Genomic DNA, 15,807 nt, shown 5'->3' on the forward strand with positions numbered 1-15,807 from the left:
CGTCGGTTCATCCTTCCGGGAAGAGGGGAGCGGGCGGCCTGTCGGGCGTGTCCTCCTCAAGGCTGCCGAAGCCGAAGCTCATGGGCATGTCCTGTGCGCCGAGCATGAGATTTTCCTGCTCGATGCCTTGGTTTTGGAGGATGGCCTGCACCGTGCGCAGCGCAAGATCCGGGCGGTTGTTTTCCTGGCTCAGGTGCGCGAGAAAGACGGCGCGCGGTCGCTTCTTAAGGCGAACGAGAGCCCAGGCCGCCGCGCTGTTCGAGAGATGGCCGCGGTTCGAGAGGATGCGCTGCTTCAAGCGGCGCGGGTAGGAGCCTTTTTGCAGCATCTCGCGGTCGTGATTTGCCTCGAGTACGAGAAGATCGGAGCCTTCGATGGCATGGAGCACGTCGTCGGTCAGAAAGCCGAGGTCGGTCGCGACAGAGCATTTTTCGCTGCCGCAGACGGTATAGCCGACAGGCGCGGCGGCATCGTGCAGCGTCCGGAAGCTGCGAATGGTCACATCTCCCAGCCGGATCTCGTCTTCCATGGGAAAAAAGCAGTCGTCCGGTGCCTCGATCGTCTCACGAATGGCAGCCAGCGTGGCCGGACGTGCGAAAAGAGGTAGGCGATACTGCTTGAGAAGGGTCGTAAGCCCCTTGATATGGTCGCTGTGCTCATGTGTGATGAAAATGCCGTCCAAAGAGGAGGGCGTGACGTCAAAGGCTTTGAGCGACTGTGTGATGCGGCGCGCGCTGATGCCGGCATCGATGAGGAGGCGCTTGCCGTCGAGTTCGATATAGGCTGCGTTTCCCTTGCTGCCGCTCGCGAGCAGGGAAATGCGTCCCCCCTTGGCGCAGTCCGCTGCCGCAGCCGTCTTTGTCACGTCCTGCGCCGCCTTATGGCTGCTTTCGGCAGGCGCCCTCTTGAAAGCGGCAGTGCTGCTCAAGGCTGCCGCCTGATCGGCATATTTGCCGGCGGTGAGGAAAAAGGACGCCGCGCTTGAAAAGCCGCCGCTCAAAAGCGTTTTACCCCATGCGGCAGGATGAGCATGGATTCCGTCTTTTTCTCCGCGAGAAGAGCGGAAGAAGAAGGTTCCTCTTTCGGTTTTTCCACCATGCCGCTGACGAGTTGGTTGACTTCCTGCAGGTGAAGAAGGCTTTCGAGCAGATCGAGATCTTTCTTCGTCGCCAGTGTTTCGAGTGCCGAGGCCACATTTTGCAGGAACTGCTGCAGCTGATACGTCTGTTCGTCGCGCTTGCGCTCGCGCACGGCGGCCGCTTCGCCGCTGTCGCGCTGCGCCGTATCGAGCGAGGCGAGCTGGGTGGAGATGGCCTCATGCTCCTTTTCGATGCCTTCGGCAATCTGTCCCGCCGTCTCGATCAGTCCGGCCTCGATCGCTGCATGGCGCTTCAATATATCGGAAAAACCCTGTTCCTGTGCATTGGCCACATATTGCAAAGTGAGAGCCAGGGAGTTTTTCAAGTCCTGCGCGCCCTTTTGGCTTTCCTCACGAAAAGCTGCCATCTGGCGTGAGATTTCCTGCTCGACGGCGCTGCTGAGAGCTTTCGTGTCGATGCCGGGATTCGGGCGGAAGGCCGCGAGATCCTTCGTGATGTTATGCGAAAGCGTAGCCATCTCCCGTGCGATGCTCGCTTCGATCGCGTCCATGCGGCGCGCTACCGTGCGCTCCACATCGTCAATGCGCTCCATGACGGCACGCTCGCGCCGCGCGGCGTCGTGCTCCTGCTGGCGCCGCGTCGCGTGTGCGTCGCCGATCGCCTGCTCGAGCTCGTCGAGCCGCTTTTCCAGGTCTTTCTTGTCCTCCGAGGTGATCAGTCCCGCCCTCGAAAATATACTCTTCCCCATAGAAAAGTCCTCCAAACGAAATCCGCGGGGCAGATTTTGGGATGCCCGCATTTAATTCAATGATATCATACTATTTTATTGGAAAATTTTCAACAAGGGAGTTTTCGCCCGAGATGGGCTTACTTTTATCTGCCGCAAGGACTTTTTTAGGCAATCCTTGCTTTTGCTGTTGTGAGGCATGGGTTTTCATAGTACAATAAATAGCGAAATCGAAGGGGCTGCGGCAGAGTCTGCCTGCAGTCGGCATAAGCGACCATTAGGAGGCATATGATATGGCATTGATGGATACTTTGGCGACGACGGACAGGGAGCTTTGGCAAGCGATTGACGCGGAGCTGGGACGGCAGCGCAGCAAGCTGGAGCTCATTGCTTCGGAAAACATTGTGAGCCGTGCCGTCATGGAGGCGCAGGGCAGCGTGCTGACGAACAAGTATGCGGAAGGTTATCCCGGCAAACGCTACTATGGCGGCTGTGAATGTGTTGACGTTGCGGAGACTCTTGCCATCGAGCGAGCGAAGGAGCTTTTCGGCGCAGGCTATGCCAATGTGCAGCCGCATTCGGGAGCGCAGGCGAATATGGCGGTATTCTTCGCGCTGCTCTCGCCCGGCGACACCTATATGGGCATGAACCTCACGGACGGAGGTCACCTCACGCATGGCAGCGCCGTCAATATGTCGGGCAAGTACTTCAAGGTCGTTCCCTACGGCGTGGATAAGGAGACGGAGTGCATCGACTATGAAGCGCTCGAAAAGCAGGCGAAGGAAGTGTCTCCGAAGCTCATCGTTGCAGGTGCTTCCGCCTATGCGCGGACGCTTGACTTCGAACGTCTCGCTGCCATCGCCAAGGCTGCAGGCGCCTACTTCATGGTTGATATGGCGCATATCGCCGGGCTTGTTGCGGGCGGTGAGCATCCGAGCCCGCTGCCCTGGGCCGACGTCGTTACGACGACGACGCACAAGACGCTTCGAGGGCCGCGCGGCGGCATGATCCTCACGAAGGATGCCGAGTTCGGGCAGCAGTTTAACAAGGCCATTTTCCCTGGCATTCAGGGCGGCCCTTTGATGCACGTCATCGCGGCCAAGGCCGTGGCGCTCCACGAGGCGCTGCAGCCCGCCTTCAAGGAGTACGCGAGGCAGGTCGTCAAGAACGCCAAGACGCTTGCCGCCGCATTGCAGGAAAAGGGTTTCCGCATCGTCTCGGGCGGCACGGACAACCATCTGATGCTCGTCGATCTCAGGAGCAAGAACATCACGGGCAAAGAGGCGCAGAACCTCCTCGACGGCGTCGGCATCACGGCGAACCGCAACACGATTCCGTTCGAGCCGCTTTCCCCGTTCGTTACGAGCGGGCTTCGCCTTGGTTCGCCTGCGCTTACGACGCGCGGCTTCAAGGAAGAGGACATGAAGGAAGTCGCCGCGATCATCGCGCTCGTCCTCGACAATCCCGAGGACGAGGCTGCAAAAGAGCAGGCGGTCGGACGTGTGGACGCCCTTTGCAGGAAGTATCCCCTTTACGAGTGAGGAGGCGCGGCTATGACAGATACAAAGGAAAAACTCATGGTTCATATCATCGACCATCCGCTTGTCCAGCACAAGCTCACTCTTATGCGCATGAAGGAAACGGGTACCAAGGACTTCCGCGAGCTTTTGGAGGAAATCGCCATGCTCATGGCCTATGAAATCACGCGTGACCTGCCGCTCGAGGACGTCTCCATCGAGACGCCCGTCGCACCCTGCCGTGCGAAGCGGCTGGCTGGCAAGAAGCTCGGCATCATCCCCATCCTGCGCGCAGGCCTCGGCATGGCCGAGGGTGTCCTGCGCCTCGTGCCCGCAGCGCGCGTCGGCCATATCGGCCTTTACCGCGACCCGAAGACGCTGCAGCCTGTCGAGTATTACTGCAAGCTGCCGAGCGATGTCGGCGAGCGCTTGTTCATCGTCGTCGATCCCATGCTGGCAACCGGCGGCAGCTCCGTGGCGGCGCTTGATCTCCTGAAGGAAAAGGGCGCGAAGAGCATCGTGCTCCTCTGCCTCGTATCTGCGCCCGAAGGCGTGCGTGCGGTCAACAAGGCGCATCCCGATGTCCCCATCTATGTCGCAGCCGTCGATGAGCGTCTCAACGAGCGCGCCTACATCGTCCCCGGCCTCGGCGACGCAGGCGACCGCATCTTCGGCACCTTGTAAACCCGACGGATCGCTATGCCTTCGACAGGAACATCGTCGGCACGCTGATTTATTTCCACGGCAAAGAGATCTTCTCGGCTGAACCTGAGGGGAAGACTGGCCTCAACCGCTTCTTCAGCAGGCTCGAATACTTCTTCTGAACCAAATAGGATAGGGGCTGTCGCTTTTGGCAGCCTCTTTTTTGTGCTATAATTTAAGGAAAGACGCTGCATTGCACGGGGTACAGAAACGGCGGTGACGAAATGGAAGAGATCAAGGGGATGGTGGCGACGGCCATTTCCTATGCGAAAATCATGGATGAGCGGGCGCGTGAACAGATTCGCCGCATGTGCGACTACGATTTTACAGCGGGCAGCCGCATCCGCATCATGCCGGATGTCCATGCGGGCAAGGGCTGCACGATCGGTACGACGATGACGATTCAGGACAAGGCTGTGCCCAATATCGTCGGGGTCGATATCGGCTGCGGCATGTATACGGTTCATCTTGGCAAGCAGGCGATCGACTTCGCCCGATTTGATGAGGCGGCGCATTTCGTGCCGTCGGGCATGAGCGTTTGGGAGGAAAAGGCGGCGGACTTCGATCTGACGCCGCTCCATTGCCATGGCAAGCTGAAGCGCCTTTCCTGGATCGAGCAGAGCATCGGCACGCTCGGCGGCGGCAACCACTTCATCGAGATCGACGAGGCGAAGGATGGCACACGCTGGCTTGTCATCCATACGGGGAGTCGCAATCTCGGCAAGCAGGTGGCGGAGATCTACCAAAAGCTCGCCGTGGAACTTAATTCGGGAGAGGAGTCGCTGGCCGAGCGCATAGAGCATCTGATCCGGGAGTATCGGGCGACGGGGCGGGAAAAGGAGATCCAGAAAGCGCTGGAAGAGCTCAAGGCAGCGAGCCGGGTGCTCGATATGCCGGAGGATCTCTGCTATGTTTCGGGCAAATATTTGGAGCAATACCTGCACGACGTGGAGATCTGCCAGGACTTTGCACGCAAAAACCGTGAGCATATCGCGCGCATCCTGTTGGAACGTGCCGGGCTTGAGGGCGGCGAGGCGTTCCATACGATCCACAACTACATTGATACGGAGGAGCGCATTCTCAGGAAAGGGGCGATTGCCGCCCATAAGGATGAGCTGGTGCTGATCCCCGTCAATATGCGCGACGGCAGCATCCTGGCGCGCGGCAAAGGCAATCCGGAGTGGAATTTTTCCGCGCCGCACGGGGCGGGACGCATCATGTCGCGCATGGCGGCAAAGGCGAGCCTCGATCTGGAGGAATACCGTCGGGAAATGTCCGGCGTCTATACGACCTCCGTCGCGGAAGGCACTTTGGATGAGGCGCCGATGGCGTACAAGTCGCTGCATGATATCCTCGACGTCATAGGCGATACGGTGGAAGTCATCGACGTCATGAAGCCGGTCTATAATTTCAAGGCCGTGGAAGAAAAGAAATGGTAAGAAAAACGAAGGGCTGCCGCGCGGCAGCCCTTTTTGTGTGACATCGTTCAGGCGATATAGTATAATCAAGGAAATGTATTTGCTTTTGCGGTGCTTTTTGTTTTTGCCGCAGGCTGTTTTGTATGGACAGGAGTTCCTTTTATGATACATGCAATTATTGATATCGGCTCGAATACGGTGCGCATGGCGGTTTATCAGCTTTCCGGCGCTTCGGTGGAGCAGGTCATGAAGAAGAAGGATACGACGGTGGGGCTGGCATCGTTCATCCGCGACAATGTGCTTGAGCAGCGCGGCATAGAGCGTCTGATCTACGCATTGCAGGATTTCCGAAAGCTTCTGGCGGCGCTTCGCATCTCATCGGTCACGATTTTTACGACGGGAGCTTTGCGGAATGCGGCGAACAGCCGCGAGGCTATCGGGGAGATCAAGGAGCGCACGGGTCTCGACGTTTATGTGATTCGCGGCGAGGAGGAGGCGGAGCTTGATTTCATCGGCGCGACGCACGATTTGGCCGCGGAGGCCGGGCTGCTCGTCGATATCGGCGGCGCCAGTACGGAGATCGTGCATTATGAGGCGCAGCAGATCGTGCGCAAGGTGAGCCTGCCCGTGGGTTCTCTTTATTTGCACACGAAGTTTACGAAGGATGTGCTGCCTTCGGGGACAGAGCTTTTGGCGATGCGCGAGGATGCGGAGAGCATTATTGCTGCGGCAGGCGGCTTCGACGGGGTTTGCGGCCTGCCCATCTGTGGAATCGGCGGCACGTTCAAGGGAACGGCTGCCCTTTGTGCAGCGCTTTTCGAAGGCGCGGACGGACATACGATAGAGCCCGCCTGGATCGGGGAGGTGCTCGGACGTTTTGCGCGCGACAGGGAGCTTTCGGAGGAGGAGGCGATCCTTCTGATGCGCACAGTGCCGGATCGAATGCATACGATTCTGCCGGGGCTCGTCATCGCGGATATCCTTGCCCGAAGGTTTGCCGCGCCCACGATTGCCTACAGCGATTCGGGCGTGCGCGAGGGCTATATCTATGACCGCATCTTGAAGCGTTGAGCGCCGTGCGTGGATATGCGGCAGGAAAGCGCTTGTTCACGCGCGCCCGGGGGAGGGGAAGGCGCGGTTTCATTCCAGGGGGAAAGGATTGACGAGGCAGGATGACGAGGAGAGGAAAGGCCGGGGAGGATACCCAGGCCGTTTTGGAACGCCTGAGGCGCGAGAGCTTTTCCGGGGAGGCGGCGCTGGAGGATTTGCTGGGCGATGCGCCGGAAGACGGCAGAGCGCAGCAGCCTCCGGCGGTTGCTGCGCCGCCCGGGGATGACGGGGAGCGCACGGCGTCTGCCATGCCGCAGCGAGAACGGAAAGGCGAGGAAGCGACGCAGAAGCCGGAGGATGAAGGGGACGCGCCTGCGCCGCGCCAGAGTGCGGCGGAGCTTTTGCAGGACTTGCTCGAGGATGAGGCAGAGCGGCAAAAGGAGATGGACGAGGATAAAACGGATACGAGGCGCTTGGCGATGGAGCAGCGCGGTTTCGTGCAAGGTTTTTTCGAGACATGGTTCTCGCCGGAGGGCCGTATGGGGAAGACGCTCTTTGTTCTCCATTTCGTCGGTGTATTGTTGGCAGGCTTCCTGTTGGGGGCGTCCATTTTCGGCGCGGCGGCGATTGTTTTGGCTTGGCTCGGGGAAGGGCGCGGCCTGCCGTCGGAGAGCATTTCATTGGCGGCAGGGTTTGCCGCTGTCTTTTTGGTCAGCGTGCCCCTGCTTGCGCTGCTGCTCGTTTTCCTGCGTGCGGGCATGCGGCGTTGGCATGATCTCGGTTACGGCGATACGGCATGGCTTCTCCTCGTCGTCTGCCCGTTTCTTCTCATCGCCCTTGCCGGCGAGGCTTGTTGGCTGATTACATTCCTGCAGCTGCCGTCGCTTCTGGGGATTGCTTCCGACAGTGTGCTTCTCCACAGTGCGTGGCCTTTTGGCGGGACGGCGCTTGCTCTTTTTGGGGTGCTGCATCTCTATATGTTTTTTGCCGAGGGAGATTTTTCGAGCAATGCCGCTGGCCCCTTTGAGAGTGCGGGACGTTTGCGTCCGCATATCGGGGAGCGGCCGGAGCTGGCCTGCCCCTTTTTCCAGAGCATGATGCAATTCAAGGGGAGGATGAACCGCAAGCGTTTTCTGCTGCGTCTCCTCTTCCTGCTCTTTTTCCTCTGCCTGCTCGTATTCGTCGTTTTGGAGACGGCGGAGCGCCTGCCGCCGTTTCTGGGGGCGAATGTGGCGCTGTACGGTACCTGCGCTTCCGTGGCGCTGGCATTTTTCCTGCCCACCGGCATCATGGTGCAGCGTCTGCACGATATCGGCAGGAGCGGCTGGTTTGTCGGCGTGCCGCTTTTTCTTGTATTGGCCTTCATCGTCCGCCTCGCGCTCGCGCATGGCGATATCACGTTCCTGGCGCGGGAGCCCTTCGGCTTGGAAATCCTCGCCGCGGCATTTCTCGTCGAGGTCTACGAGGTGTTTCTTTTCGCCGCTCTGATTTTCGTCAAGGGGCCGGTTCGCATCAATGTCTACGGCGATTCGTGCCTGAAACGGTTATAGCGGCTTCCTGCGGCTCTTGGCCGCCGCTTAGCGAAGAAAGGCGGCGGCTTCTTTTTTTGCCAGCGTGTCGCAGATTTCATTGTATTTGTGGCCGGCATGTCCTTTGACCCATTGGAAGGTGATGGAACGTCCGGTGATGAGTGCGTCAAGCTCCTGCCAAAGCTCCCGGTTCAGCACGGGGGCGCCGTCGGCTTTCTTCCAGCCGCGCCTTTTCCAGCTGTGGATCCATTTCGTAATGCCGTTCTTGAGGTATTGGCTGTCGGTCGAGAGCAGCAGGGGACGGTCTTCGGGGATATGGCGCAGGGCTTCGATGGCAGCGGTCATTTCCATGCGGTTGTTCGTCGTGGACGGATGGCCGCCTGAGAGCGTCCGCATCGCTGCGTTCGCCTCGACGATGCAGACGGCCCAGCCGCCGGGGCCGTTCGGATTTCTAAGGCAGGAGCCGTCCGTGTAGACGTGGCAGGCGTCGCCCTGCGGCTCGGTCGGCTCGACGGCGTCTTTTGTACGGCGGGCTCCGCTGCTTCGGCGAAGCGTGCCGCCCTGATTTGCCGGGGGCAGCGTTTGGACGCTTCCCTCAGGGGCAGGAAACAGGGCATGGAGCGGCTGCGGTTCTTTGAGCCAAAGGAGCGCGGCTTCTTGCGTCGGGAAGCTTTTGTAGCGCGCTCCGGGGAAGCCGTCGACTTGGGCGCGGCAGTCGTCCCAGGTCTGGAATATGCCTGTCTGCCGCCCGTTCCTCACGGCGTAGAATTTTTTCTGCATGATTGCGTCCTTTCCCAATCCATCTTTTTGACTATAGGCGCTGTAAAAATGAGACTATGAGTTCTGCACAGCTTATCCCCAGTTTTTGTGGATAAGTCTGCAAATAATGAGCACCTTCGTGAAGTTATCCACAAAATTCTCAGCCTTATCCACAAAAAAGTGTGCATAAAGGCGAAAAAAGTCGCCCTAAGGGGCTGGAAAAGTGCGGGGAAATCGTGTATAATACACAAGGTAACTATATCAATGCTCATGTAACTCAGTTGGTTAGAGTGTCACCCTCACATGGTGGAAGTCGGGGGTTCGAGTCCCTCCATGAGCACCAGAGTTTTTTGCCGCCGCGCACTGCGCGGCGGCTTTTTGCTGCTTTTTTAGTTTTATTCGCACGCGGCGCGATAGAGCCTTAACGCTTGCTTCGTCGTTTGCTCCAGGTTGCGCAGGGCCGTTTCCTCTTCCATCGCTTCCGTGACCGTCATGGGCAGATGGAGGATCGGAAAGTAGGCGTCGATGCCGCTTTGATTCACCGCTTCGGCGTCGGGCAGGGCGCAGCCGCAGAGGGCGATGGCCTTGAGGGCGGGACTCTCTGCTTTGGCGAGCCGGGCGACTCCGATGGGAGCCTTGCCCATGGCGGTCTGTGCATCCATACGGCCTTCTCCTGTCAGGAGGAGGTCGGCGCCCTTGAGCGCATCCTTGATGTTCATGACGTCGAGGACGAGGGTGATGCCAGGCTTGAGCTCGCCGCCGAGGAAGGCGTGGAAGGCAAAACCGAGACCGCCTGCCGCGCCGGCACCCGGAAGCTCCGCGCCGGAGATGCCGCGTTCTTTTTCTGCAAGCAAGGCAAAAGCTTTGATTGCCGCATCCATTTCTTCTACGATGGCGGGTGTTGCGCCTTTCTGCGGGCCGTAGACGGCCGAGCAGCCGTTCGGGCCGCAGAGGGGGTTCGTCACATCGCAGGCGATGTGGAAGCGGCACTCTCTGAGCGTCGGATGAAGGCCGTCCAACCGGATCTGGCGTACGGCGGCAAGATCGCCGCCTGTGATGCCGACCGGCGCACCCTCTGCATTGAGGAACTTCGCTCCCAGGGCTGTGAGCATGCCGAGGCCGCAGTCGTTCGTCGCGCTGCCGCCGATGCCGATGATGAATTCACGGCAGCCGCGCTCCATGGCGGCGAGAATCAGCTCCCCGAGGCCGTATGTCGTCGTGCGGCGCGGGTCGCGTTCGGCGGCGGGAACGAGGGGCAGGCCTGCTGCGTCGGCCATCTCGATGACAGCCGTATGCGTGGCGGGGAGGAGGCCGAAGCGGCTGTCGACCGGCTTTTGCAGCGGCCCGGTGACGCCGAGGCGCACGATCTCGCCGCCGAGGCCGTGCGTGAGCGCATCCACGGTGCCTTCGCCGCCGTCCGCGAGCGGAAAGACCCGCACTTCGGCTGCGGGAAAGACTTCACGCGCGGCGCGTGCGGCAGCTTCGCCCGCAGCCATGGAGGAGAGGCTGCCCTTGAAAGAGTCGATGGCGATGATGATTTTCATGGAGGTTTCCCCTTTCGTTGTTGGGAAATTCCGGGTGACAGACAGAAGCGTCCGGCATCCTTTGCTGCCGGGCGCTTTTGCCGTACGATTTTACTTCACCCCGTTTTCCCTGCCCCAGTCGCTGATCTTCTTGTAGGTCGGCACGGGCACATGATAGCGCTCGCCGAGGGCGACGACGCGGTTCACCAGCCCGTCGAATTCGGAAACGCCGCCCTTGTCCACATCCCGCTGCATGCTCGTCTTCAGCCCGGGGGCGAAGGCGTCGATGAAGGCGATGCCCGTTTCTACGAGATCCTTGTCGAAAGTGATGCCCATGGCCCGGCCGAGCGCATCGACTTCCCGGATGAGGGATATATAGGTGTCGCGCACGGCGCCCGGTTTCTGAAAAGCCTCGCTCGTCACGTTGTGGTAGAGCCCCGCCGCGCCCATGGGAGAGACGAAGGCAAACTTCGTCAGGGCGTCGCGGCGGATGTCGAGGCTGTAATGGCCGCGTATGTCCGCCGCCTGCAGGAGCCTTTCCAGCGCTTTGGCCTTTTCCTCCAGGCGCTTGTCCGCGTCGGGGCGGAAGCCGAAAATCACGCGCAGAATCTTCTGCGGCTGCTCGATGACGCCGGGTTCCTTCAAGCTGCCGAAGACGTAGATGCAGCCGTCGAGGCAGGTGAGGCCGGGCAGATCCGCCTGCATGACCTCGCCCGTGCCGAAGACGTTCAGAATCGGAATGATGAGCGTGTCGGGCGAGGCCGCCTTTTTGGCGAAGGCGACGGCATCCGGCAGACCGTAGTATTTGCAGCAGACAAAGAGCACGTCGGGTGTTTCGTCGTAGCTGTCCGTTGTCTGTGCTCGGATGTTTTTGATGTGAAGCGTGCCGCGGTGCTGCGATTCGATCGTCAGGCCGTTTTTCTGCAGCGCCTCGAGGTGGCGGCCGCGCGCGATCAGGGTGACGTCGTTTCCTGCGAGCGCAAGATAGCCGCCGAGCACGCCGCCCGTGCCGCCTGCACCGAACATTGCGAATTTCATGATGGAATCCTCCCTCCAAATCGTTGCCAACGGTTTGTCCCATTATATCACAGGTTCTTTTGTTATGGAGCGAAGGGGCCGGGCAAAATGGGGCATAAGGCGGATAAATAAAGATTCCCCGGAAATTTCCCCTTCCATGACTTGGGAAAATCGAGCGCTTATGTTATAATAAAAGCCAAAGGATAGAGAAGGAGGCTTTCACCGTGGGAGAAATACCGCAGATTGGCTGGATCGTCATGGCTGCTATCGGTTTTTTTGTTGGGCAATATATCGTGCTGGGTATATTCCATTATCTTGGGTTTTCCATTCGCGTGCTTTCTTCGGGGAAGATGAAGAACATGTTCGTCTTGGGATTTGCCTTCGTGATGCTGGCGGCATGGCTACCGGTCGGCGTGCTTTGGATCCTCGGACAGCGCTTCGTCGATGCGACGGGCTATCCGCATGCGTTCATCGCCATTGCGGCCACGGCTCTGACGGTGACGATTCTCTACATCGTCTGCCGCCGCATGGAAGGTCCCGTGGAGCTGACGGATGAGGCGGAGCTCGCGGCCTTTAAGGAGCGCGCCGTGGCGCGTGCACGCGAGGAAAAGATGAAGCGCGACGCCATGATCGCCAAAGTCAGGGCTCTGCAGAGCTGATTGGGATGAAAATAAAACAGAATCATGGACAGACATGTTATTGAAATCCCCGGGATAGGACTTGAAATAAAGCCTATCCCGGGGATTTTTTATTTGAGGAAGCATAGATGAATTCAGCACTGCCATCTTGGCACATCTTTTCCGGTTTCTTTGCGGCGGACAATCTTCCGCTTGGCTAGGTTCCTGGAAGGACGGCGCGCAATATACAGAAAATGGACGTTTGTGAGTGTAACTTGTGCTAATCTGGCGGACTTCATTCTATTGCTGTTTCCCGAGGAACTTTTTAGTGACAGGCCTTAAGAAAACCACACACTTGTTAATATATTCTGAGTTTTTTTATTTATCGGATAATGATAAAATGAGGCCGAAAGGAGGTGAAAGAGATGCTGATTGCCGGCATGGATATTGGCTCCACTAATTGCAAAGTCGTTCTCTACGATACGGAAGGCAATCTTTGGCAGAAGTTTTCTCGTCCTTGTCCGTTACAGCGGCATGATGGATATCAGGAGCTTGATGCAGAGGATGTTTGGCAAGCTGTCGCGGGTTGTTTGGCAGATGCGTTTGCCTCTTGCAGGGACATCGGCGCAATTGCTGTGACTTCCTTCGGCGAATCCTTTGTTGTGCTGGATGCAGAGGATGCACCGTTGTTTCCCGTTATGTTGTATGGTGACCCGAGAGGAGGGGAACAGGCGGCAAGAATGCAGCGCGAGCTCCCCGCAGATGAGGTCGCGGCGACCGTTGGAGTTCCCTTGCACCCCATGTATTCCTTGCCCAAACTCCTTTGGTTGAAGGAAAATCATCCCGAGGTATTTCGGCGTGCCCGCCGGATTCTGTTGATGCAGGATTACATCGTTTACCGTCTGAGCGGAGTCGCCCAAATAGACTATTCGCTTGCATCTCGTACAGCAGCCTTCTCCATTCGCAAAAAAGTTTGGTGCAAAGAGCTCTTGAGCTATGTCGGAATCCCGGAGAGCCTTTTTTCGCGTCCGGCGCCTTCCGGAACCGTGGCGGGAAATTTACGCCATAGCTTGGCAACTGAATGGAAAGCGGCGCAGGAAGTGCTTATTGTGTCGGGCTGTCATGATCAAGTGGCAGCAGCCCTGGGCTCTGGGCTTTTTGCTCCAGGGACGGCAGTGGATGGCGCTGGGACTGTGGAGTGTATGACGCCCATACTGGACAGCTTTCCGGATTCGCAATTGTTGGCTCAAGGCGGTATTGCTGTAGTGCCGTATGTGCTTCCTGAAAAGTATGTATGCTACGCATTCTCGTTTACGGGGGGAGCTTTGCTCCAATGGTATTGCAGAAACTTTGCCCGACAGGAAATGGAGGCTTCCCAAAAGGAAGGTCGGAGCGTGCATGATCTTATGGAGGCGGGAATGAGTGCGTCTCCCGGGACACTTTTTGTGCTGCCGCATTTCAACGGGGCGGCAACGCCTTATATGGATGAAGGAGCAAAGGGAGCGATTCTTGGGCTTTCCTTGGAGCATAGCGGCAAGGATGTTTATAAAGCGATGATGGAGGGAGTTGCCTATGAAATGGAGGTGAACCGCCGCTATTTGCTGAGGGCTGGGATTTGTGTCCAATCTTTGCGTACATCCGGCGGTGGAGCAAAATCTGCATTGTGGACGCAGATCAAGGCGGATGTTTTAGGTGTCCCCGTTACTTCCATGCGGACAGAAGAGGCGGGAGCGACGGGGTCGGCCATGCTTGCCGCTTGTGCCGTGGGCTGCTTTCAGGATCTCCAGGAGGCCGCTGCCTGTTTTGTTCATGAAAGGAACACGTATGAGCCGAATAAGGCAAGGAATGCCATTCATGCGGAGCGTTTTGCCAGGTATTCGCCGCTTTATTCTATGATGAAGTCTTTTCGCGAGGAGGGCTGATGATGCTGGTTGACATGAAGGGGATTCTTTCTGGCATGGAGGAAAAACATACGGCTGTAGGCTCCTTCAACGCACCGAACCTTGAGACGGTTTTAGGGGTTGTGGAAGCGGCCGAAAGAGTAGGCTGCCCTGTCATACTCATGCACGCACAGGTGCATGAGGCTCTGATTCCGCTGGAAACTATCGCTCCTATTTTGCTCCATGCGGCGAAACAGGCGGCTGTTCCCGTCTGTGTGCACTTGGATCATGGAGAGACTCTGGAGTATATACAAAAGGCAATCGATCTCGGCTTTACATCTGTGATGTACGATGGCTCGCGCTTGCCTTACGAAGAAAATCTTGCACGAACAAAAAAGGTTGCGGGTGTGGCGCATGCGGCAGGTGTTTCGTTGGAAGCTGAGCTTGGTGTGATTGCCCGAGATACGGAAGAACCTATTGGGCGCTGCACTGATCCCGAAGCCGCAGCTGCATTTGCCGAAGCTGTTCCACTGGAGGCATTGGCCTACGCTTTTGGAACGGCTCATGGCATCTACAAAGATCCTCCGAAGTTGGATTTTCTGCGTTTGGAGGATATTCATGCAAAGACCACTGTTCCTTTGGTTATGCATGGGGGATCAGGAATTTCTTTTGACGATTATAGGCATGCCATCCAATGCGGCATACGCAAGATCAATTACTACACGTATATGGCCAAAGCTGCGGGAGAGGCTGTGCGAGAATGCCTTGCCAAAACGGAGGGCGTTGCCTATTATCATGAAGTTGTTTCTTGGGGGCGGACGGCAATTTCTGCCCATGTCGAGAAAGTTTTACGAGCCTTCAATGAGAAAGCGGAGCAGTAAGGGAAAATGGCGTTAAGAAAAAGGAGATGGATGGAAATGAAAATGAGAGAGAAATGGTCGTTTCTTTTGTTGGCAGTGGTTTTTGCTGTCAGTACCCTGCTGTCCGGCTGTGGTTCATCCGATAAGGACGGCTCTGCTGGTTCGGATGGGAAAGGCGCCATCAAGCTCGGGTTTGTTTGTATGAATCTCGGTAACCCATGGTTTGTTTCGGTCAAGAAAGGATTCGAGGATGCCTGCAAAGAAGAAGGTGTGGAGGCTCTGACCATCGATTCGCAGTATAAAGTCGATAAGCAGGTCAATGATATGGAAAGCCTTGTAAGTGCCGGATACAGCGGCATCATGATTTCACCGATCGATCAGAATGCCACGAAGAGTATTGTTGACAAGGCGAAGGCTGAAAAAATCGTTGTGAGCTGCGTAGCGCAAAGTCAGGATAACGTGAACATGCGCTATATTGTCGATGAATATTCCTATGGTGAGGCGATTGGCAAGCAGGCCGCGGAGTGGATCAACAAAACTCTCGGCTCCAAGGATAAGGTAAAGGTGGCCATCATTTCCCAGGATAATGTGGATTCTGTGATTCCACGCGGCAATGGCGTTGAGGAGACAATCAAGAAGATGTGCCCCAATGTAGAAATTGTCTCTCGGCAGGCTGGCGATACGCCTGAACTTGGCATGAAAATTATAGAAAGTGTTCTGCAGCAGCATCCCGACCTGAACGTTGTGGTGGCGACAAATGATTCCGGCGGACTGGGAGGATACCAGGCAATGGTCGGAGCTAATATTTCCGGGGATGACCGCGCGGTGTTCTCGGGGGATGCGACTTCGGAATGCCTGGCGGCAATGAAGAAGCCGAATTCCATTTATCGCGGCACGGTTGACCTCTTTCCCTATAAGGCTGGTTATGAGAGCGCAAAGATGCTGATTAAGTACATCCGTGAGGGCATTCCAGCTACGCAGGAGACCATTGTGTTTGATCCCGTACCAGTTCCGGCGGAAGATCTCTTGAGTGGAAAATACGTCCCGAAAGGCTGAGTGCAGAAAAAAGGAAGCCTCGGGTTGCATGCCTGAGGCTTCTTCTTTAAGG

14 protein-coding genes and 1 tRNA gene are annotated in these 15,807 nt (G+C 57.4%); 10 read left to right on the plus strand and 5 right to left on the minus strand.

The genetic code is table 11. The features are described from left to right. Nucleotides 1–7: 7 nt before the first annotated feature. Both ACRTGH_RS06285 and ACRTGH_RS06290 read right to left on the minus strand, forming a co-directional pair. Entirely contained in the window at nt 8–865 is an 858-nt protein-coding gene (locus ACRTGH_RS06285) for an MBL fold metallo-hydrolase (RefSeq protein ID WP_368848073.1), read from the minus strand. Nucleotides 866–996: 131 nt separating this feature from the next. Beyond that, complete coding sequence (locus tag ACRTGH_RS06290) at nt 997–1,848, minus strand: hypothetical protein (RefSeq protein ID WP_368848062.1); 852 nt, start codon at nt 1,846–1,848, stop codon at nt 997–999. 272 nt (nt 1,849–2,120) lie between these two features. Between ACRTGH_RS06290 and glyA the strand changes: the two genes are divergently transcribed. The 5 genes from glyA (at nt 2,121) to ACRTGH_RS06315 (ending at nt 8,064) form a co-directional block, all read left to right on the plus strand. Continuing rightward, nucleotides 2,121–3,368 (plus strand): serine hydroxymethyltransferase, encoded by a 1,248-nt coding sequence (glyA, locus tag ACRTGH_RS06295; protein WP_368848061.1) that lies wholly within the window; start codon nt 2,121–2,123, stop codon nt 3,366–3,368. A gap of 12 nt (nt 3,369–3,380) precedes the next feature. Beyond that, nucleotides 3,381–4,028, plus strand: a complete 648-nt coding sequence (upp, locus tag ACRTGH_RS06300; protein WP_368848060.1) for a uracil phosphoribosyltransferase — start codon at nt 3,381–3,383, stop codon at nt 4,026–4,028. A 242-nt stretch (nt 4,029–4,270) separates the two neighbouring features. After that, nucleotides 4,271–5,485: an RtcB family protein gene (locus ACRTGH_RS06305; protein ID WP_368848059.1), complete on the plus strand. Its 1,215-nt coding sequence runs from the start codon at nt 4,271–4,273 to the stop codon at nt 5,483–5,485. A gap of 141 nt (nt 5,486–5,626) precedes the next feature. Further along, nucleotides 5,627–6,535: a Ppx/GppA phosphatase family protein gene (locus tag ACRTGH_RS06310; protein WP_368848058.1), complete on the plus strand. Its 909-nt coding sequence runs from the start codon at nt 5,627–5,629 to the stop codon at nt 6,533–6,535. A gap of 143 nt (nt 6,536–6,678) precedes the next feature. Next, nucleotides 6,679–8,064: a DUF805 domain-containing protein gene (locus ACRTGH_RS06315; protein ID WP_438474057.1), complete on the plus strand. Its 1,386-nt coding sequence runs from the start codon at nt 6,679–6,681 to the stop codon at nt 8,062–8,064. 27 nt (nt 8,065–8,091) lie between these two features. On the opposite strand, the gene rnhA is transcribed toward ACRTGH_RS06315, so the two are convergent. Further along, nucleotides 8,092–8,823 (minus strand): ribonuclease HI, encoded by a 732-nt coding sequence (gene rnhA / locus ACRTGH_RS06320; RefSeq protein WP_368848056.1) that lies wholly within the window; start codon nt 8,821–8,823, stop codon nt 8,092–8,094. A gap of 245 nt (nt 8,824–9,068) precedes the next feature. Here rnhA and ACRTGH_RS06325 point away from each other — a divergent pair. Beyond that, a tRNA-Val gene (locus tag ACRTGH_RS06325) sits at nt 9,069–9,145 on the plus strand. Between the two features lie 52 nt (nt 9,146–9,197). On the opposite strand, the gene ACRTGH_RS06330 is transcribed toward ACRTGH_RS06325, so the two are convergent. Together ACRTGH_RS06330 and ACRTGH_RS06335 are read right to left on the minus strand one after the other, a co-directional pair. After that, nucleotides 9,198–10,346 (minus strand): glycerate kinase family protein, encoded by a 1,149-nt coding sequence (locus ACRTGH_RS06330; protein ID WP_368848055.1) that lies wholly within the window; start codon nt 10,344–10,346, stop codon nt 9,198–9,200. Nucleotides 10,347–10,436: 90 nt separating this feature from the next. Then, on the minus strand, nt 10,437–11,363 hold the full coding sequence (locus ACRTGH_RS06335; RefSeq protein WP_368848054.1) for a ketopantoate reductase family protein: 927 nt from the start codon (nt 11,361–11,363) through the stop codon (nt 10,437–10,439). 203 nt (nt 11,364–11,566) lie between these two features. Between ACRTGH_RS06335 and ACRTGH_RS06340 the strand changes: the two genes are divergently transcribed. The 4 genes from ACRTGH_RS06340 (at nt 11,567) to ACRTGH_RS06355 (ending at nt 15,755) form a co-directional block, all read left to right on the plus strand. Next, nucleotides 11,567–12,001 carry a hypothetical protein gene (locus ACRTGH_RS06340; protein WP_368848053.1) on the plus strand — a complete coding sequence of 145 codons (435 nt, stop codon included), beginning with the start codon at nt 11,567–11,569 and terminating at the stop codon, nt 11,999–12,001. A gap of 383 nt (nt 12,002–12,384) precedes the next feature. Further along, nucleotides 12,385–13,881, plus strand: a complete 1,497-nt coding sequence (locus ACRTGH_RS06345) for an FGGY-family carbohydrate kinase (protein WP_368848052.1) — start codon at nt 12,385–12,387, stop codon at nt 13,879–13,881. 2 nt (nt 13,882–13,883) lie between these two features. After that, nucleotides 13,884–14,720: a class II fructose-bisphosphate aldolase gene (locus tag ACRTGH_RS06350; protein WP_368848051.1), complete on the plus strand. Its 837-nt coding sequence runs from the start codon at nt 13,884–13,886 to the stop codon at nt 14,718–14,720. 36 nt (nt 14,721–14,756) lie between these two features. Continuing rightward, nucleotides 14,757–15,755 carry a sugar ABC transporter substrate-binding protein gene (locus tag ACRTGH_RS06355; protein ID WP_368848050.1) on the plus strand — a complete coding sequence of 333 codons (999 nt, stop codon included), beginning with the start codon at nt 14,757–14,759 and terminating at the stop codon, nt 15,753–15,755. Nucleotides 15,756–15,807: the final 52 nt, after the last annotated feature.

It is taken from the genome of Selenomonas oralis (assembly GCF_051603425.1).
GTDB classification, from domain to species: domain Bacteria; phylum Bacillota; class Negativicutes; order Selenomonadales; family Selenomonadaceae; genus Selenomonas; species Selenomonas sputigena_A.